This is a genomic window from Gracilibacillus halophilus YIM-C55.5, from assembly GCF_000359605.1.
Lineage (GTDB): Bacteria > Bacillota > Bacilli > Bacillales > Amphibacillaceae > Gracilibacillus > Gracilibacillus halophilus.
The window spans coordinates 32,619-53,160 of sequence record NZ_APML01000006.1 but is presented as its reverse complement, the minus strand read 5'-3'; the positions used below and the strand labels follow the sequence as shown (position 1 = coordinate 53,160).

At 32.3% G+C, this 20,542-nt stretch carries 17 protein-coding genes and 4 pseudogenes; 2 read left to right on the top strand and 19 right to left on the bottom strand.

What is annotated here, in order from left to right:
• The 3 genes and pseudogenes from J416_RS02000 to J416_RS01990 all read right to left on the bottom strand — a co-directional run.
• Positions 1-218: pseudogene (locus J416_RS02000) on the bottom strand (hypothetical protein); the annotation flags it as partial.
• A 211-nt stretch (positions 219-429) separates the two neighbouring features.
• On the bottom strand, positions 430-948 hold the full coding sequence (locus J416_RS01995; RefSeq protein ID WP_003463707.1) for a hypothetical protein: 519 nt from the start codon (positions 946-948) through the stop codon (positions 430-432).
• Positions 949-956: 8 nt separating this feature from the next.
• Positions 957-2,648, bottom strand: coding sequence for a T7SS effector LXG polymorphic toxin (locus J416_RS01990; RefSeq protein WP_003463704.1), 1,692 nt, complete (start codon positions 2,646-2,648; stop codon positions 957-959).
• 285 nt (positions 2,649-2,933) lie between these two features.
• On the opposite strand from J416_RS01990, the gene J416_RS01985 reads away from it, so the two are divergent.
• Together J416_RS01985 and J416_RS01980 are read left to right on the top strand one after the other, a co-directional pair.
• Entirely contained in the window at positions 2,934-3,233 is a 300-nt protein-coding gene (locus J416_RS01985) for a helix-turn-helix domain-containing protein (RefSeq protein WP_003463701.1), read from the top strand.
• A complete protein-coding gene (locus tag J416_RS01980; protein WP_003463698.1) occupies positions 3,230-3,685 on the top strand; it encodes a competence protein ComK in 456 nt (151 codons plus the stop codon). The genes J416_RS01985 and J416_RS01980 overlap by 4 nt, the downstream gene beginning before the upstream one ends.
• Positions 3,686-3,768: 83 nt before the next feature.
• Here J416_RS01980 and J416_RS01975 read toward each other — a convergent pair whose 3' ends face one another.
• The 16 genes and pseudogenes from J416_RS01975 to J416_RS01900 all read right to left on the bottom strand — a co-directional run bounded on the left by J416_RS01975 (position 3,769) and on the right by J416_RS01900 (position 20,433).
• Positions 3,769-5,619 carry a hypothetical protein gene (locus J416_RS01975; RefSeq protein WP_003463694.1) on the bottom strand — a complete coding sequence of 617 codons (1,851 nt, stop codon included), beginning with the start codon at positions 5,617-5,619 and terminating at the stop codon, positions 3,769-3,771.
• A 130-nt stretch (positions 5,620-5,749) separates the two neighbouring features.
• Positions 5,750-6,283, bottom strand: a pseudogene (locus tag J416_RS01970) (UDP binding domain-containing protein); the annotation flags it as partial.
• Positions 6,282-7,118, bottom strand: a complete 837-nt coding sequence (locus J416_RS01965) for a sulfotransferase domain-containing protein (protein ID WP_003463681.1) — start codon at positions 7,116-7,118, stop codon at positions 6,282-6,284. The pseudogene J416_RS01970 and the gene J416_RS01965, both read right to left, overlap by 2 nt.
• 240 nt (positions 7,119-7,358) lie before the next feature.
• A pseudogene (locus J416_RS01960) lies at positions 7,359-7,740 on the bottom strand (transposase); the annotation flags it as partial.
• 208 nt (positions 7,741-7,948) lie between these two features.
• Positions 7,949-9,184 (bottom strand): lipopolysaccharide biosynthesis protein, encoded by a 1,236-nt coding sequence (locus J416_RS01955; protein ID WP_003463676.1) that lies wholly within the window; start codon positions 9,182-9,184, stop codon positions 7,949-7,951.
• Complete coding sequence (locus J416_RS01950; RefSeq protein ID WP_003463673.1) at positions 9,174-9,884, bottom strand: acylneuraminate cytidylyltransferase family protein; 711 nt, start codon at positions 9,882-9,884, stop codon at positions 9,174-9,176. Before J416_RS01950 ends, J416_RS01955 begins: the two co-directional genes overlap by 11 nt.
• On the bottom strand, positions 9,877-11,052 hold the full coding sequence (gene neuC, locus J416_RS01945; RefSeq protein WP_003463670.1) for a UDP-N-acetylglucosamine 2-epimerase: 1,176 nt from the start codon (positions 11,050-11,052) through the stop codon (positions 9,877-9,879). The genes J416_RS01950 and neuC overlap by 8 nt, the downstream gene beginning before the upstream one ends.
• Positions 11,049-12,044 (bottom strand): N-acetylneuraminate synthase, encoded by a 996-nt coding sequence (gene neuB / locus J416_RS01940; protein ID WP_003463666.1) that lies wholly within the window; start codon positions 12,042-12,044, stop codon positions 11,049-11,051. The genes neuC and neuB overlap by 4 nt, the downstream gene beginning before the upstream one ends.
• A gap of 154 nt (positions 12,045-12,198) precedes the next feature.
• Positions 12,199-12,684 carry a PglD-related sugar-binding protein gene (locus tag J416_RS01935; RefSeq protein ID WP_003463657.1) on the bottom strand — a complete coding sequence of 162 codons (486 nt, stop codon included), beginning with the start codon at positions 12,682-12,684 and terminating at the stop codon, positions 12,199-12,201.
• Positions 12,674-13,720 (bottom strand): sugar phosphate nucleotidyltransferase, encoded by a 1,047-nt coding sequence (locus J416_RS01930; protein ID WP_003463655.1) that lies wholly within the window; start codon positions 13,718-13,720, stop codon positions 12,674-12,676. The genes J416_RS01935 and J416_RS01930 overlap by 11 nt, the downstream gene beginning before the upstream one ends.
• A gap of 22 nt (positions 13,721-13,742) precedes the next feature.
• Positions 13,743-14,900 carry a LegC family aminotransferase gene (locus J416_RS01925; protein ID WP_003463652.1) on the bottom strand — a complete coding sequence of 386 codons (1,158 nt, stop codon included), beginning with the start codon at positions 14,898-14,900 and terminating at the stop codon, positions 13,743-13,745.
• A 16-nt stretch (positions 14,901-14,916) separates the two neighbouring features.
• Positions 14,917-15,897: an NAD-dependent 4,6-dehydratase LegB gene (locus tag J416_RS01920; protein ID WP_003463649.1), complete on the bottom strand. Its 981-nt coding sequence runs from the start codon at positions 15,895-15,897 to the stop codon at positions 14,917-14,919.
• A gap of 148 nt (positions 15,898-16,045) precedes the next feature.
• Positions 16,046-17,417 (bottom strand): annotated as a pseudogene (locus J416_RS01915) (sugar phosphate nucleotidyltransferase).
• Between the two features lie 128 nt (positions 17,418-17,545).
• The gene (locus J416_RS01910; RefSeq protein ID WP_003463632.1) at positions 17,546-18,295 is read right to left on the bottom strand and encodes a WecB/TagA/CpsF family glycosyltransferase; all 750 of its coding nucleotides are present in this window, start codon (positions 18,293-18,295) and stop codon (positions 17,546-17,548) included.
• Between the two features lie 17 nt (positions 18,296-18,312).
• Positions 18,313-19,431, bottom strand: coding sequence for a glycosyltransferase family 4 protein (locus J416_RS01905; RefSeq protein ID WP_240407236.1), 1,119 nt, complete (start codon positions 19,429-19,431; stop codon positions 18,313-18,315).
• A gap of 18 nt (positions 19,432-19,449) precedes the next feature.
• On the bottom strand, positions 19,450-20,433 hold the full coding sequence (locus tag J416_RS01900) for an O-antigen ligase family protein (protein WP_169331755.1): 984 nt from the start codon (positions 20,431-20,433) through the stop codon (positions 19,450-19,452).
• Positions 20,434-20,542 lie beyond the last annotated feature (109 nt).

Below are 20,542 nucleotides of genomic sequence, written 5' to 3'. Positions count from 1 at the left end.
TCTGGTCCTTCTAACTGAATTTCGCCATTTTTAATCGCTTCATTATAAGCTTCGGAAGCCCTCGCTGCCTCTTGATCGACTTTCCCATTTTTACTCAGGACCCACATATTTCCAATCCGTTCTTTATCATACGCCGAAAAATCATATTGTTTTGCTGATGTGGCTTTTGAGTAATAGGCTGATGCATTCTCAGCTGTTTGTTCCTCGTATGAACGCAAACCACAATAACTTTACAAAATACTATATAGCGCTTACAAGGGCTATCTCTATTCCGCCAAGTAAAAAGCGGTTTAATCGGCACTCCGCCCCATACAAAAAAGACGAGGCTGGGACAAAACTAAATAGCAAGAGTAATGTTCGGATTTTTCCTTTCTAATTACTCTTTTGTCCCAGTCTCGCCACAAATTAAGTTATATGGTATGAAATCAATTAATTGATTTGTTCCTGAATAGTTTTTATTTTATTTAATTCATAACTAAAATCTATTTCTCTCTCAAAGTATGCAATAAAACTACTATAAAAGTTTTCAGCACTTTTAAATAAAGCATTTATAAACTCCTGCATTGGTAACAATTCTCTTATTATTTCCCCTTCATCAAGGGCAAATAATAATAAATCTTTTGAAACAACTTTCATTTCAATTTTCACTGGTTGGTCTGGAAAATAAGTCATACCATATCCAGTCTGCACTACATCTTCTACTAACTGAATTAAATAGCTCCATAATTGGTCAACTAAATCCCACAGACTAAAATCCATTATGAGATTGTTATAGTATTCGATGGTTATAGCACCATTTATATAATCAAAATCTAAATATTGATTATATTTTTTTATTTCTATTTCGTCGTCAATATTAATGAAATATCTATTTGGATTTTCAATGACCTCATTTAAATTGTCAATTTGCATACTTGGTCTTTTAATAAATGTCTTAATATTAAACATAAACTCACCTACTTAGAATATAATTGACCTATTTTCCCCTTATTTAAACCTACTACATATTCAATTCCATTTACAGTTCCAGATATTTGATATGAACTTGTTGTACCACGATTTATCAAAGTAGCTCGGTTCTGTTTCATTACACTTTGTGTAATATTTGCCACATCATCTACCGATAAGTTTTTATCAAGAAATGTTTGGCTCTTTTTAACAGTTCCATTCCAATATTCGGGGTGGTGCCTTTCTAATATATGTTTCATACCTTTTTTATCTAGTAAGAACTGTTGATTACCAAAAGTCATCTTCCTACTTTGGAAGTTTGATAAAGCATTAACAACTTTTTCAGGATTAGCCTTATTTATACCCTTATTACCAAACCTTCTTGTGGCCGTTCCTCCAATATCACCGGCTTTATCCATCAACTTTGCTGGCTTCACAAATGTAAAGAGGGACGCAAGAGCTTTATCAGATGCGCTAGCATTCGGATCAACAATAGTGGCCATATCTTCGGTAAAGAAATCGAATGTGGCTGAAACCCCTCTACCAAAATTACCGGGCTCATTTCTCCGCATGCCGCCGAGTACTTTTTGTTGATCTCTGAAACTCGGTTCAGGGTAATCTCCCAGTTCATAATCCTCGACATTTGACGTGCTCTCGATTTCTCCGTTCTCTAGTTTTTGCAAATAGGACTGTATCGCTCTTTTTTCTTCTTCAGACATGGTATTGGTATCTATAGAACTCTCTTGACGTAAACGTTCCATCTTATCTTGTAAGGAATTTGTATCCCGCTGATGCGTCAATGGCAAAAAGTCGGTTTGTTTTTTCATCAGAGTGACTTGATTTGATAGAGAGTGATACCGCCAATTGTCCTCAATTGTTCGCTGTAATTGAGTTGACATGAAGGCATATCCGCTTGTACTAGATGAACGCGCCATAAAAGTGTTTCCTACGTACTGTTTGAGCCCTATGCTATGCTCCAGGATATTGACATTTCTCGTGAACGCTTTTTGATTAGTGAGCATATGCTGAAATCCGGCCTGTTCCTTTGCTTCTGCAACAAAAGACTGAACACGAGGTAATTGATCGCTAAACCAGTCTGTTGTCCGTTCACTTGGCTTATGACTCGACACTTTACTCATTAATGACTCAATTTCCTGAAATGCGCTTTGCATCTGCTCATGATCACGTCTATAACTCGTGGAAAAATGCTCGGTTTGCCGATCAAGCTTGTTCATGACTTGAAGGCTATCATCTCTGCTTTCCACCATATGCGCAGTTGATGGCGCCGTCGCTGACGTGAGGTCAGAAACGCTATGGATGATCTGACGAGCGTCATATGCCAGTCGATCCAATTGTTCGTATGTATTGATGATATCATGTTCTTGTGCTTCTAGGTACTCCTCTTGAATAATCGCATGTTGGTGGGGATCAATCTCTTGTTGAAAGTCCTCTAGGTGTTTCGATACATTTTTTTCGAGCTGTTCAAATATTCCTTGAAACGCTTGAATCAGTGTACCATGAAAGACTTGAAAATAATCCTTTGCCGCATCTGCGGACTTTCCCTGAAAATCATCGAGTTGTATGATTTGATCGATATTTGATTGAATCTCATGTAGTTGGTCTTGGATGGCTGTTGTATTTCTTTTTAATTCATCGTGAAAAGCTCTTACTTCTGCAATATGCACCTGGCGATTGGCCATCTCCTACCTCCAGTCATAAAAGGAAATAATATCAATTATATTCTACTATATTCCTTCTATTACTAGAATAGGTATTAAAAAGGAATTTTCTTAAGTGATTAGAACTATATGATCCAAATGATCAGCCGCAGATCATTTGAAAACATCCACTTACGGACTGATATGCCCATATAGCCGAGAATCTGACTTCCTCTTCTTATTTTCCATTTTAACCCATAATACGCAATATATTTCGTTACAACCAATTATGCATTTTAGGAAAATGAAGTAAGAGGTTGTATTTTTATGAATGAATTTGAACAGGATAATTTTCTATATGTATTAGGGGAATTTTTCAAGAAGCAGCGTATCACAAAAGGATGGGCACAGGAAGAAGTGGCGGAGGCGGTGAACATGAGCACTCGTGCGATTCAGAAATTAGAAAAAGGCGAGCTAAACATAGCTATCACCCGATTCGTACCATTGGCAGAATTATTAGACGTACCCTATTCCTTTATAAATGAACAGTTCAAATTATATGGCTATTCATCCTTTCAAGAACAAGTCAGACAAGTGGCCAATCGAAAGGAAAAGAAAAAGAAATGACGACCATATATCGAATCACCGACAAAACATTAGCCATTCTGCCAAAAAGAGATGTACACGTTCGAACTGAAATTATTGAAATGGAGCAAGAGATCGATCATACCTCTGCTCCATTTCAAATCATCAAAGAAAACTGCATCCATTACGGTGCCAACTATGAAGGTCGAAAAAAATCTGTACAGCACCACTTAGACTTCCACCAAAAGACACCGATTCCTATGGCAGTCTCCAAAGGATTATATGCCATCCCCACCGAATCACCACACAATTATGATTGCAGCTGGCTTTTCTTCCACGGAATCAAAGATACTTTTCTTCAACCAGACGGTCTCCCAGCTGTTCGTTTAATCAATGAGCGCATATTGAACATCGACATTTCTCTATACACTTTGCAAACTCAGTATGATCGTGCGGGGATGTGTAAGGTTGTGTTTGAGCAACTAGACGAATAATCGAGGGCGGATTTTTCGGTGTACGTTATGAATAAACACAGAATCACCTTTTCAATGTTAAGATTAAAGCGCTATAATTACCGTTATTTCTTTAGTTTGTGGAGTATATAAAGGGAAATCATTAATGTTGCGATCGGATGTGCATTTTGTATCTTGGATTGCTTGTTCATCCAATAAGATAATCGATCGATAGGATTACTATTCCCATATAAATATTTTGATTTTATTTTATATGGTTTGATCATTCTATTGTAGGAGAATTTCTTTACCCCTTTGATAACTGCATGTAACAGAGCAATTAATGCTAACAAATAAGTTACACTGTTAATGACAATGTCTTTTGTTTGACCACTTATTAATGATTCTATATCTCCAATCAAAAACAAGTATAAAAATGCAATAAGATACGTTAAAATATTACTATATTCTGAGATCCATGCAATAACTCCATTTACATAGTGGGTGAATCGGCTTATCCAGTTTTTGTAAAACCATATAGATAAACTTTCGATTCGTTGATTTTCAAATTTTTCTGTTGCTGTTTGTGATTTCATTACAATATCATAAAAGGATTCATTCACTTTGTTAAAAGCTAATATATTAAAATGTACTCTCCTTTTTTGATCCGGTATTGATTTATTATTTCGTATACCTAAAAGGGATATTCCGTAATACTCCCAATTCCTACTTAAACGATCAATATTTAATTCGGCTTCTGTTTCACGATCAAGTTCTCCATTAAAATCATTTCGCGCCAAGGCATTAGGCTGTAGAGTTGGATAATCTTCAAATACAGATTCTTTATAGAATTTAACGTGATGATCAGCAAATTCGCTCTGTCCATTTACCGAACAGTAATATGTATCAGGGTCAATTGAATCTTCGTGACGTCTTCCTAATAATAAATTACCATCAAAATCTAAAATATTACCCGACACAGCTACTGTATGTGTATTCGGAGAATATTTTAGATATTTATTGACACATTGAAACATTTCCTCACGGGATATTTGATTAGGATGTTTTTGAAATAGAATTTCCTGCGCCTGATCTTCTAAATAAAAAAATTCCGCAATGTTTTGCCTAGATGTTTGCAAGAGCGGGTGATTACAAACTTCACCATTATCAAATGCATCTAAAGTTGCAAAAGTTGTCCTTTCAACATGTAATATGATCGTTTCAATGTCCTTATTGGAAGTGCTCTCTTTAGTTGATACATGATAAGTCCTGGGTAAAACGCCAGAATAGTAGACACTACCTGTACATAATTCTGGAGAAACATCATAACAATAAAAAGATTGAAAATCATAACCCTTTTGACTTTCAGATCTATCCATGACCTGTAAACAATTGTTCTGCCCAAATTCCCAAACAAGATTCGACTTTGAAAGAACTTTTAAAAGTGAATCGGTAAATCCTCCTAAAAAAGCAATTTCCTTCGTGCTTGACATGAATTTATATGTAACAGCTTCTACTAATTCAACGCTTTCACTTTTAATTAGTTTGCGAATCGTTCTTAAAGCTTTCTCTGTATAAGAAAATTTATACCCAAATCGAGTAGCCATTCGTAGTACGGTCATAGCAAAGATTGATTCTACAAATGATTGATATTCTTCATGAAGTGAGAATTTATCACGATTGTTGAGTAAAAATTGCTCAAATAAATGATCATTCCGAAAACTACCATCCGATATTCCTTTTATGACTAATTCCGAATCAAAAGTAGGATGCAAACCGTAATATATCTTATCATTATGATTACTATCATTATCAAAAGGGAAAACGTAATTTTCATTCACCTCATAATCACAAATAACAGAATACTTTTTATCTGGAGATCCTGTTAAGTATCTGATGAAATTAACACCATCAGCATCTTTTACTTGTTCATGAATGATCTCATTAAATCGTGAATAATCGTAATCTGATAACATTATACTGATCACACCTTATGTAATACTAGATGAAATTCATGTTCCTATAATTTTAAAAAATACTTGTACAAGTGCGACACTCACGCCTAAAGAACAAAAATGTGGACGAGGATCCGATCCCCTCGTCCAATTAGTCTCTACTGAATAGGTCTCTTGTGTAGACTTTATGTTCCACGTCTGTTAGGTCATCTGTTAGGCGGTTGGCAACGATGACTTCTGAAGTGTGTTTGAATTGTTGGAAGTTATTCATCAATTTTGAGCCGTAAAATTCCTCTGTATCCAATGATGGTTCGTAAACAACAATCTCGATACCTTTGGCTTTGATACGCTTCATTATTCCCTGTATCGCCGATTGACGGAAATTATCCGAATCAGTCTTCATTGTTAAACGATAAATCCCGACAACTTCTGGGTTCTTCGCTAGAATACGATCAGCTATATGATTTTTTCGTGTACTGTTCGCATCCACAATCGCACTGATCATATTATTGGGCACGTCTTCGTAATTCGCTAGCAATTGCTTTGTATCCTTCGGCAAACAATAGCCACCATAACCAAAAGATGGGTTATTATAATGTTCACCAATACGAGGATCTAACCCAACGCCTTCAATAATCTGTTTCGTATTCAGTCCACGTATTTCTGCATATGAATCCAATTTATTAATAATGCCAATAAGAAGTCGTTGAAGTAAGATCTTTATTAACGATCTTTTCCAACTCTTTATTATACGGCATAAAATATTCAATTAATTCTTTCTTTAAATCATTATCCATAGGTGGATATTTGTTAACTGGTTTTTGATTTATTTTATCAAATACCTTAAAAAGGAATGTATTTTTAAGAAGCTTTCTTGAATAATATTGAAGGAGATTACTTCTCGGTAGACTTTTCCTTTCATTTGACTTTATTTTATTATTTGGGAAAGTAAAGGAATTCTTTTCAACTTCTAAAAAATCTAAAGTATTTAAAATAGTATTCTTGGGATCTGCAACCAACTCTTCAAATAATATAAAATGCATTTGTTTTATATCAAAATATTTTAGATATTCTTTGACTTGTTCTATATAAATACTTCTATTAACATACCCCCTGAAAATATTTTCTTTCATAAATTCACTTTCACTTTCAACGCATTCTGTAAAAGATAACTTTTCCGCTCCTCGAACAATTGCATGCCAATAATTTGAATAGGTTCTTGCAACTGGCTCCCTAAATATCCAAATTAATTTTGCATTTGGATTCATATTATATATTCTAGGTGGAACTTTTGAAAGATAGGAGTATGTGGGCGTTTTTTCACCACATATTTGGCTTTCTTGAGCATTATAATAATATTTATCATAATATTTCTTATCTTTGAAATATAATTTGTCGTTATTAAAATAATGAAGTTCGTTATCTGGAATAAAAATATTATTATGTAATGATAAATAATCACTTAAAGTACTTGTACCTGATTTCATGGTTCCAACTATTAAAAAATCCAGTTTTTTCATGTGAAAACCTCCCTCAATCAATTATGTCCGTTCCTTATATTTAAAATAAAAAATTCCATAGCTACCAAGAATGAATATTTACTATTTGATATTATGTCAAGAAAATAGACACAGCGAATAGGAAGAAGGTTGTTTTCCCCTACCGCGCTTCACTTGCTGGCCTCTCTGGTAGGAGAAGGGGAACATCCCTTCACCTACCAGAGAGGGTAATATCATCTACACAGCTGTATTGATTAAGCGCTTGTAATTATAAAAGCTGACCACTGAAACATCTAATACTTCGCACATCTTCACTACACGAAAGTCGTGTCGGTGCTTGTAGATGAAGTCATAGATTACTTCTGGTCTTTTGCGAAGATGCCCATAGCCTTTTTAAGATAGCATTTTCCTCTTCTAGATCACGGATTCGTTTTTGTAGGTCATATTCCATCTTTTTTTCAGGTTGTACATAGCCACTACCAACGAAGACATCATCCTTACCTTGATTGTATTTCTTCACCCAATTATGAAGAGTTGGTTCAGCTACATCTAATTCCCGTGCAACCTCCACAATTCTCTTGCCGTCCTCCTTGACCATACGGACTGCTTGTAATTTAAACTCTTTATCATATGTTTTTCTCATTCTATGGACACTCCTGTAAAATTGTTAATTTCATTATACTTGAAATTCTCCCCATTTACCGTGTCCAATTTTTAGACTAACATCACTCCTAAGTATTAAAGTATAAAATGATTATCCGTTATTTTTGGGGAATTTCATTCCGTTGAAAATAGGGAAATTCAAACCGTTGTTGACACATTGTCTTTTTCAATACTTTACATTGATCTATTTACTTTTCACTTGCTCTATATATAAGTAATGTGCGAAAAACTTCAGCAAATATAGTAGAAACAATCGCCCCGTTAATTCCAATAAAGGGGATTAGCGCGAAATTTATTCCTACATTTGAAATTGCTGCCAGCGTACTGCTAGTCGCTATAGCTTTAGTATCCTTACTGTAAAACAGCTTGGCAACCGGTACATAATAAATACCTTTTAATATGTGACCTACAATCAAAAATGGAATTAGCCATATTGCTCCGTTGTAGGATTCATCACTCAGTATTTTAGTACCAAACATTGAAATTGGTATGGAGATAACACCAAATATAATTACAACGTAAAAGAAAATTTTCAATAATTGTTGTGATTGCATTTGCCTATTCTCTTGACGCAATCTAGTATACCTAGGTACAAAGGCGTTATTGACACTAGTATAGAATAATGATAATACCATTGATATTTGTACAGCTAATGAATAGATTCCTAATTGATCCAATGTCACAAATTTTTCCAATATTATTCGATCTGATGAGGATATAATCCAGCCACTTGCAACATGTGGCAATAATGGTAAACTGAAGATCAAACTGGATTTAATATAACCTAAATTTATGTTAAATGAAATAAATTTAACACAATATAACATTACAACTATTACTATTATGAAAAGCACAATAAATTGTGACAATAAAGCACTTTCTGCACCAAATCCCATTATTATAATAAAATACATAGTCAATAGCATAATTAATATTGCTTTTATTATGTTAATACTTACAAATAAACCAGCCCGCTCTTGAGCACGGAATAGGGACAAAGTTAAAGCCAATAAAGCATTTAGCCATGACAATCCTATAAAATAAAAATAATAAGGGGTAATAGGTATATTTAAAAATATTATATTACCTATTTGTTCATGAAGAATAATCATTAGTATCCCCATAATAGTTGAAAATGCAAAGACAAATATGAATATACTCCCTAAATATTTTTTTTGTTCTTTTTTATTATCCAAATAGTCATAATAAAATCTAGTCACGGCTCCATTTAAAGACAATAATAGGAGTATTTGGAGCATGCCTACTAAGGTTTGAATTGTCGTCATTATACCATACTCAGATGGAGGTAAATAATTAGTATAAACCGGCAACATAATAAACCCGATAAATGGAGTCATCATTCCACCTATGGTATATAATATAGAATTTTTTAAAAATTTATTTTGCCTTACTTTATTTATCACAATTGCTACCTTCTTTGTACTTCATAACTACCTCTGCGAATAAAAAGTCTATATAATCATCAATATCAATAGAATTTTCTTTAGACATAATATAGGCATAAGTCTCTTCAGTATAAATAGGATCATCTTTCAATATTTCTTCTGCTCTTCTGATATAAATTGCTCCATTTAACCTGTAATATTCTTCTAATTCTTGCCTTCTTTTTTTCTCATTATCTGTTGATATAAATCCATTCAAAGAATGATTATCAGGTAATATGTTCGTTAAATTAGGATTATAATCAACTTCAGAGACAGACACTACAGATTTTGCTTGCTTTACTTTAAATACACTAAACGCTTTAATTATATCATGACTATCTCTTAAAGGTGAGGTTGGTTGTAAAACACAAACTGTCGAAAAGTTAATATTTCGTTTTTCTTGAAACCAGGTTAAAACCTCTTTCACTGCATCCCATGTAGGGGATTTGTCTGTTGCTAAAGAATTATCTCTTAGAAAAGGCACATTTGCACCAAATGATTTTGATATGTTTGCATACTCTTGTGAATCTGTTGAAACAATTATTTCATCAAATTCATTAGAATTCTTCGCTGCTTCAATCGTATATGCTATCAGTGGTTTCCCATTTAATTTTTTTATATTTTTCCCCGGTAATCCTTTTGATCCACTTCTTGCTGGAATTATAGCAATTCTATTCATGTACTTCACCTAGATCATAAAAATTCTTTTTTAGATTTATATTTTTAAAATTCTTATTTGACTTTAAAAACTTAATAATCTTTTCGGATGCATTTCCCTTACCGTATGGATTTATCGTTTGTTTCGCTCTTTTTCTATATTCAACATTCATTGCCTTTTCTATTGCAGCCACTATACTGACTTTTAATGGTTCACAATTAATAACACTGTCCGATTGAATTCGACCTTTTTGTCTATCACCTATATTAACAGTAGGAATCCCAAAACTTGGTGCCTCCAAAATACCACTTGACGAATTCCCTAATACAAAGGCAGCGTATTTTAAACCTGATAAATATCTTTTCATCCCTAATGAAGTAAATGCTCTAGCATGTTCATTTAAAGACACATACTCATCTATTTTTTGATTGATAATTCGGCCATTAGCATCTGCATTTGCTTTTGTTATTAAAAAATTAATATTTGGAAATTCATTTATTGCTTTTAACATTTCATCAACTTGATATCCTGCATTCTCACTATCGTCTAATGTAACAGGGTGAAATGTTACCATAGCATATGGTTTACCTTCTTCTATATTGACGTATTTTGCAAATTCTCCTTTAGGTAATAAAGATTGACTCTTTATATTCTCAACACCAAGGCCACCCACTACATTAACCCTTGCTGGGCTCTCTCCTAACTGAATTACACGTTTTTTATATTCTTCAGTACTTGTAAAATGAAAATAACTTAATTTTGTTAAAGCATGTCTGATTGACTCATCTACTGCACCTTCGGTAGTTTCCCCACCATATAGATGTGCAATGGGAATTTTTTGGTTCATTGCTGCTAATGCAACAGCTAGAGTTTCATATCTATCTCCCAATACAATCAATAAATCAAGTTTATTATCTGCAAAATAATCTGCAAACCCCATTAAAGCTAACCCCATAGATTTTGATATAGAGGCGGATGAATCAGCACTAATTAACATTTCAATTTTTTTATCTATAATAAATCCATCTTCTTCTATTTCTTTATATGTAAGACCGAATTCAGGAGAGAGGTGAGCTCCGGTTACGATTAGATTAAGATGAAAATCCTCGTCATCATTAATTTTAGTTAATAATGGCTTTAATAATCCATATTCCGCTCTAGTAGCTGTTAATACAGCAATATTCATCATATCTCAATCAACTCATCTTCTTTAAAATTTTTTTTAGAAACCTTGCCTATGACTTCTTTCCATTTCATAGGCGAAATTCCATAGCCTGGCCTTTTAACCGTAATATTATCTTCAGTAAAAAGTTCTCCCTCTAAAATTTCTGTTTTGGCTACAATACTCTTTCGTGCAACCTCTTTATTACTTAGTTCTGATAATGTGGGTTCTTTAACGCCTGTACCTAAAGCCTTTTCGATATTTCTAATGTTTTGAACCATTTTCCTTAATTCTTTTGGTTCTAAACTAGCCTTATGGTCTGGCCCCTCCATTAAACGATCCAAAGTAAAATGTTTTTCTATTACTGAAGCTCCTAGTGCAACTGCTGCAGTTGGTACTTCAATACCCATTGTATGATCAGAATATCCGACTTCTAAATTAAAATTATTTTTCAAATCTCTCATTGCTAATAAATTCACTTCATTCATTGGTGTTGGATATTCAGTTGTACAATGCAAAATTGTTAATTTATTTACCTTATTCTCTTTTAGTACATTAACTGCATCTTCAACTTCCTTTTGTGTAGCCATTCCTGTTGATAGAATGATAGGTTTATTAAAATTCGCTATTTGTACTAAATATGGGTAATTTGTAATTTCACCGGAAGGAATCTTCCATAATGGCATTTCTAAATCATTTAGGAAATGTAAGCTTTCTATGTCAAAGCCCGTTGATAAGAAAGTAATATTCTTTTTATCACAATAAAGTTTTAAATTCTTAAATTCATCAAAAGATAACTCCAGTTTCTGTAGCATTTCTAATTGTGATTCGTCTAGATTGTCACTTTGTTCTTGATATGAAGCTTTTTTCGCTTCCTTGGCAACTGTGTTCTTCGCTATAAATGTTTGAAATTTGATGCAATCTGCTCCCGCATAGCAAGCTGCATCAACTAATTTTTTTGCCAACTCTAATGAACCGTTATGATTCACTCCTGCTTCTGCTATTATAAATACGCTCATATATAATCTACCACCTTACATGGATTACCGTAAGCAAGTGAATTTGAGTTTATATTACTAATCACATTACTTCCCATACCAATCACTGTATCTGATCCTATTGTAATACCTTGCTGTATAATTGACCCTGCTCCTACATGTATCCTTTTACCAATTATGGCATTGCTAATATCACTGACCCTGGAGCAATATGTGTATATTTTTCAATGGTTACATCGTGCTCACAAATTGCTTGAGAGTTAATAATTGAAAAATCCTCTAATTTTGTGTTTGCATTTACAATAGCAGATTTCCCTACAAATATTCCTTTTCCTATCTCACAATAATTACTTATAATGGCTGTAGGATCTATAATATTAGGCAAATAAAAACCTATTTTATGTAAATGGTTAACTAATTTAATTTTCGTATTAAAATTAGTTATTGTACCGATAGAAATAAATGCCTCTTTATATCCTTCAATATATAAATTCTTTAAATCATCATCAGTACCTATTATTGGTGTTTCAAGTATATTTTTTCCAATATTTTCTTTCTTATCAATAATCGCTATATCTTGATATTCACCTATTCTATATAACGTATCAAGAATGGATTTACAATGTCCTCCTCCTCCAACTAACAATAACTTACGATTCATTGTCTTCAAGTCTCTTTCTCATTTTTTCTAATTCATTATGCTGACCCATATCCATCCAAGAATGCTCACTTATTGGATAAACCCCTACTTTCTCACCTTTTTCTTGATATTTCTTAATAATATCAGGAAAGCCAATAGAAGTATTTTCAGTTAGTTCTTCAATAATAATAGGTTCTACTACATACATGCCAGTATTAGTAAAAAAAGAGAATTCTGGTTTTTCCTTCATGGCTTCAATTTCTCCATCGTCACCTACTTCAACCACCCCATATGGAATGGAAACATTTTTTAAAGAACAAACCATGGTTATTAAATTTCCTTTCTCTTTATGAAAATCATATATTTTATGATACTCTTCTTCAATTAAGATATCACAATTTGTAAGGAAAAAGGTTGTATTTACCTTCCCTTTCAATAAACTTAATCCACCTCCAGTGCCAAGCGGCTGTTCTTCATCTGCATAACTAATATGATAGTTCTTATCAATTTCATTAAAGTAAGATTTAATCATATTTTTTTTATGATTTACTATTAAATGAAATTCACTGACTCCCGCCTTGTTAAAGCGATTAATGATATGCTCGGCAATCGGAACATCTCCAATTGGAATTAAAGGTTTAGGTAGTATTCTAGTATATGGATAAAGCCTTGTACCAAATCCTCCTGCCATCATTACAACAGGCGTATCAATTTTTGGTTTATTTGCAATTTCATCTGTCCATGTAATTACAGAGACTAAATGTTTTTCTTCAGTAACAATTGGAATTGCCTCTATAGAGAATTCCTTCATTTTTTTCTTTGCAAGATGTTTATACTGTTCGAATAAATACTTGGGTTCATAATTAGCGATGTTTTGAACAGTAGCATCCAAATCACCTTTATTTAAAATCCACCTCCTGATATCACCATCTGTAATAGCTGCAACCAATGCTCCATTTCGACTGACAAATAACACTTTTTTTGCCACTTTATCTAATTGGGACATAGCTTCTACTAAAGTATTCTCTTCATCTATCATAAACTGTTTTACTTCCACATATATCCTCCTCATTTATTATTTAACCTAACACATTTAGTACTCGGTTAACTTCTTGAGAAGTCAAGTTAGAACTACAAGGTAGATTAATAATACTACTCAAATAATGATAAGCTTTATCAATTTGATGAGATTGCATATTTTTGTATGGTAATTGGTCATGTATTAAATCCCAAATTGGTCTAGCTTGTATATTTTGATCTGCCAGTCTCTTAATCAACTCTTTGCGTCCTAATTGATATGCATCCGATAGCTTTAATCCATAGAACCAATAATTTGGCCTAGTATTATCTCTAAAATCTATTAGTGATAAGCCTTCAATAGACTCTAACTCACTTTTATACAAGTGATAATTTCTTTTCTTCGTGTCTATGAATGTTTCCAATTGCTCGAATTGAGCTAGACCTAAGGCTGCTTGAAGGTTGGTCATGCGATAATTATATCCTATTTCATCATGTCTATAGAATAAATTATCACTTTTGGCTTGAGTCGTTAAGTATCTCGCCTTCTCTAATAATTCATTATTATTAGAAACTATCATTCCACCGCCGCCAGTTGTCATTATTTTATTGCCATTAAACGAGTAAATTCCAATTGTACCAATAGTACCTGCATATTTTCCTTTTAAATAGCCACTTGTATAATAAGTACCAATTGCTTCTGTTGCATCTTCAATCACAGGTAATTTATACTCGTCTGCTAATTCCATGATTGATTCCATGTCTGCCATATTTCCAAAGACATGCACTACTATAATAGCTCGAATTACTTTACTTGTTTTTTTATTTATTATCTTCCCATTTTTCACAAAACACTCATTTTCTAAAAAATTTCTTAGCTTGTCAGCATCCATTCCTAATGAATCATCACAATCCATAAATATTGGTGATGCACCACAATAACTAATAGGATTTATTGCTGCAATAAATGTTAAAGTAGGGGCTATTACTTCATCCTCTTCAGTAACACCTAATAATTTTAATGCAATATGTATACCTGAAGTTCCATTTTGCACTGCTACTGCTCCACCTGTATTCACATAATCTTTAATTTCATTTTCAAAATCCTTTATATACGGACCCGCAGTAGATACCCATTCATCTTCAATTGCTTTGGTCACATACGTCAGTTCATTACCATTTAAAGTTGGAACTGATAATGGTATAAATGATTGTGTCATAAAACCCCTCTTTTACTTAAATATTATAAATATCGGTTTTATATTTCTCTAAATTCTTTCTAAAGAATTCAATTGTTTCTGTTAGTCCCTCTTCAAAGGTATAATTTGGTTTCCAATTCGTTAATGATGTGATTTTATCATTTGAACCTAACAATCTATTGACTTCACTTTTTTCGGGACGTAGACGTTGATCATCCGTTACGATTTTAGCTTTTGGATTAATTTGTCGAATAAGTTCTTCTGCTAATTCGCCTATGGAAATCTCTTTTTGAGTCGCAATATTTATTTCTTCTCCTACTGTTTTATTTGATTTAGCAATTTCGATAAATCCATTTACAGTATCTTTCACATAATTAAAATCCCGAGTAGGAGTTAATGACCCTAATTCTATTTCTTCTTTGCCAGTCAAAAGTTGTGTAATTATAGTAGGTATTACAGCTCTTGCTGATTGACGAGGTCCATATGTATTAAAAGGACGCACAATTGTTAACGGAGTTTCAAAACTCCTGTAGAACGATTCAGCTAAACGATCAGCGCCTATTTTAGTTGCAGAGTATGGGGATTGACCTTGATATGGATGATGTTCATCAATAGGAACATATTGTGCAGTTCCATACACTTCAGAAGTAGATGTAATTAACAAACGCGATACATCTAGTTCACGGCCAGCTTGAAGTACATTTAATGTACCTTTAATATTAGTATCGACATAAGTATCTGGTGAGTGATAACTAAATGGTATAGCAATTAAAGCGGCAAGGTGATATACTTCATCTATATCTTTCATTGCCTCTTTGACTCCATTTGGGTCTCTTATATCACCTGTAAACACTTCAACCTCCTTCATAATTTCTTCAGGTAATGTATCTAACCATCCCCATGAATTGAATGAATTATAATATACAAATCCCTTTACCTTATTTCCTCTTTTTACTAGCTCTTCGGTTAAATGACTTCCAATAAACCCCTCTGCTCCAGTAATTAATATGTTTTTCATTGTAATGAGAACTCCTTTAACTAAAATTTAATTCCTTGCATGGTTCAATTCATTTAATCGAAACCGTAACCTCTCTCAATTAACTCAAAATATTTAGGATAGTGCGATATTATATTTGATCTTTGAAATTGAAATCAAAATAGTAAGTTTACTCATACACTTTTAAACCATTTGTGATATCTGTGATATCATCCCAGTTATATGCCAATTCGCTAGGGTCTATTTTTAATAAATCAGTACCTATCTGTACCTCAATTATTTCTAAATTAGTAATAGCTCTTATGGCGTGTTTAACCCCAAAAGAAATTTGAATAACATCGCCTTCATTTGCTTCTTGTACATGTGTATCCAAAACAACTGTTCCTTCACCTCGAACAATAGTCCATACTTTATTTTTATTATAATGTACTTTATAAGGTAAATTATGTTTTGATGTTAAATTGATTTGTTTAGTTAAAGATTCTGTCCCTTCTACGTATTTAGAATGATTTAGTATCCAATATGACCCCCAAAATTCTTCAGCATACATCAAATGCTCTGAAGTATCATCTATATATTCTTTTATTTTAGGACTAGATTCCTTATCAGAAACTAATATCCCTGTTGAGCTCGCAGCTACCACGGTATTATCCAGTCCTAATAACGTGATTGGAATATTTGTTTCATTTAAAATATGAGAGTTAATACTTCCTTCCATTTTCCCATTTCCGATAATATCATTGGACATTTCTTCAGTTAATGTATTCCAAGTACCTAAATCTTTCCAGTACCCGTTGTAAGGTATAACCGCTATGTTTTCTGTTTTCTCTACAACTTCATAGTCAAAACTAGTTTTTTTCATATCCTCATATTGCTCTATTAAATCATTATATTTTATGGGTAATTCCTTATCCACTAATAGATCAATAATGTATCCCATCTTAAAAGCAAATACACCGCAATTCCATAGTGCATTTTGTTTTATCAAATATTCAGCAGTATCTTTGTCGGGTTTTTCTCTGAAATTATTGACAAACTGAAAATCACTATTTTCAGTTTTTTTTGGTACTATGTATCCATATTTCTCAGATGGATAAGTAGGCTTAACTCCCATTAACGCTAATTCTGAATTAGACTGGTTAAGCGCCTTTTCCATTTCTTTAACTGTTTCAAAAAAACTATCTTCAACATATGGATCTACTGGTAATATCACAACTGTCTCATCTAAGCTAATTTGCTGAATCGAGTATAGGTAAACACTTGCTAAAGCAATAGCAGGAAATGTATCTCTCTAGTTGCTCCGTTATAACTGGTACATCGCCTAATTGACTTCTAATCATTTCTAACTGTGCTTGACTAGTTGAAATTACTGTATTTTGATCTAAGTTGCTTTTCTTTAATTGCCGCCAAACTCTTTGAGCCATCGATTCGAGGCTATCATCATCGCTTTTTAACAATTTTAAGAATTGTTTGGATCTTGTATCATTTGACAATGGCCACAAACGCTTACCAGATCCCCCCGACAATAAGACTAAACGCATTAGTAAATCCTCCTTCTAAATCCTATTCACTTAGACAATGTAGTTGCGACCTGAACTATCTAGTATTTTAGAAATCGTTTGTCCTGACGAAAAAAACATTGCATAAACCCTTTTATAATATTTAATTTTTATTTTTTCTTTAGTAATTCCTTGATAAAAATGTAAATAAATTTACTGTCTTCAACTAAGTACCGTTTCCACATTCGTTTTGGTTCTTTCAATAGTCGCCAAAACCATTCAAGACCTATTTTTTGCATAAAAACTGGAGCTCGTTTTATATTCCCGGCGATAAAATCTAGCGTAGCTCCAACTCCAATAGATATAGGGATATTGTAATCTTGATAATTATTATAAATCCACAATTCTTGCTTTGGTGCACCCAAAGCTACAAATAATATATCAGGTTTAGCTCTTTTTAACATTTTTTTTATTTTTTCGTTTTCATATGAGCTTTCTTCAAAACCTATTGGCGGAGAGTAATAACCGACTATATTTATATTAGGAAAGGTTTTTTTTAAGTTCTCAGATGCCTTTTTGGCAACTCCTTCTTTAGCACCTAATAAGAATATTTTGTATTTTTTGTTTTCAAAAGAACTACCTAGTATGGGTAGAATATCAGAACCAGATAATTTACTTTTAAGTGGTTTACCTAATATTTTAGATGACCATACAATTGGAGCACCGTCAGCAACTACTACATCAGCTGCTCTATATACTTCTGAAAAACTTTTACTTTTTCTTAATTTTATAATGTGATCAACATTACAGGTTACAATAAATCTATTATCTCCTCTACTTATAGAGTTATCGATAAATTTGGACAGGTCATTAAAATCATAATTATCAAAATTTATATTAAAGAGACTGACTTTTTTCATGACATCACCCTGATATTTTATTTAGAACTAGAATTCTGATAATTTTTATATATTTTATCAGCAACTAAATCCCATGAGAATTCTCCCCTTCTGAGAAGCGCCTTTTTTGATAAGTCCTTAGATAAATTCTGATTATCTATACATTCATATAATACTTCTAAAAGACTCTGCTTGTCGTACGGATTAAAGTATTTAGCGGCATTACCAGCAACTTCTGGTAATGAAGAGACATTAGATGTTATTACTGGTGTCTCGCATGCCATTGCTTCTAATAACGGCAAACCAAATCCCTCATAAATTGATGGGAATACAAAATATTCAGTTAAACTATAAAGAGACTTTAACTCTTTTTCGGGCACATATCCAGTAAAGATCACTTGATTTTCAAGACTATATTGCTTTATAATATTTTTTATTTCTTTGCTTCCCCAAGCACTCCTACCTGTAATAACTAACTTTATCTTTTTATTTTCTTCTTTATCATTAAGGAATTGATTATATGTTTCTATTAAAAAAGGTAAATTTTTTCTCGGCTCTATACTGCCCACAGTTAATAAAAATCTATCTGGCAAATGATAAGTTGCTTTCACTTCATTTAATCTTTCTCTATCAGTCACTTTATGAAAGTCGTTTTTAATGGATATTCCAGTATTTATGATTTTATGGCTAACTTGAGGAAATGCTTTAGAGATTTCGTCAAGTGAAGTTTGAGAGACTGTTAATACTTTTTTTGCACGGTTAAGGGCTATCTTCGACAATGGTTTCATATAAAGTTTATTTTTATATGAAAGTGTTTCTGGAAATTTCCACATCGTTGCGTCATGCATAGTAAAGAAGATATCATGTTTTATAAATATTGAAGGTGGAAAAGCAGGAAAATGGATTATATCTGGTTTATACTTTAATTTGATTAAAGGTATCCATAGTTGTTCACATAATATCTGAGAATTTACTGGACTTAAAACAGGAAAAATGTTATCTTTCGTTATCTCAGTTATCCATTCAGGCACCTCTTTTCTTAATAAAATATATAAAGTATCCTGATTTTTTAACTTATCGATTAAAGCACTTACTAAATTTTCTGTATAAACTTCAATTCCAGTTTTTGTACGAGCTAAACTAGTGGCATCTATCATAATCTTCAAATAAATCACCTATCCCTTGTTCTTAATAATAATATTATTATTCAATAATAATATTAACCAAATTAAATATATAGGAAAATGAAAAGTAAATATCTGATTGTTTGTGATTGCAATTATTAATATATAAAAGATAATTAATAGAAACTTGAAATCATCAATTTTCCTTAATTTATATATTATAAAAATTAAGAAGCCAAAAAACACAAATAAGCCATATTGTATAAGTATAGTAAAATAGTTATTATGTGGATTAATCACCTCAATCATTTGATATCCACTAATTATATCGTATTTGCCAAAAGGTGTTATTTTAAACAACTCAGTATTTCCAAAACCAAATAATTTCCCATAAACATTTGAATTAATATAAATGTCTAACATTTGATTCCATATAGGGGTTCTTGCACTAGTGATTGTTACAAAAAACTCTTTGATTATAGAAGCGCTATTACTAATCTGGATAATACTATATGGAATAAAAAATGCAATAAAAATAAACATAGGGATAAAGTATTTAATAAACTTACCTATATACTTTATACATTGTATAAAGAATAAGGACAGGATTAATGCAACAAATGGTGTTTCTCGTAAAGTACCAATACTTATAATAACTGTAATTACAACTATTAACCATCTAGATTTGCCTTTATTAAATAATAAGTTTAACAAAGCAACAAACAGACTTATTGAATCAATTGAGGCTGTAGAACCATAATACCCAATGAATGTTTCGAAGTTATATCCAAATATATTATAGTGAAAATTGTTTAGTTCCCTTCCGTTTAAATTAATGATATCTAAGTACAACAAAAAGGAAAGTAGCACATATAAACTATAAATTCTATTAGTTATTTTTAATAATACTTCAAGTTTAACTACTTGAAAACTTAGCAGGTATATCATTCCAATAAAATAAACTAAATAAATATAGTTAAAATTAAAATCCCTTAAGATTCCTAATCCTATAACTGATATTAACAAAGCAGCCATTATTAATACTAACCTATGTATAAGTAACTGCCTTAATATATGGAAAAATACAACTATATATAGTATAGTTATCAATAATAGAATACCCATTTGGTATAATGTATTACCA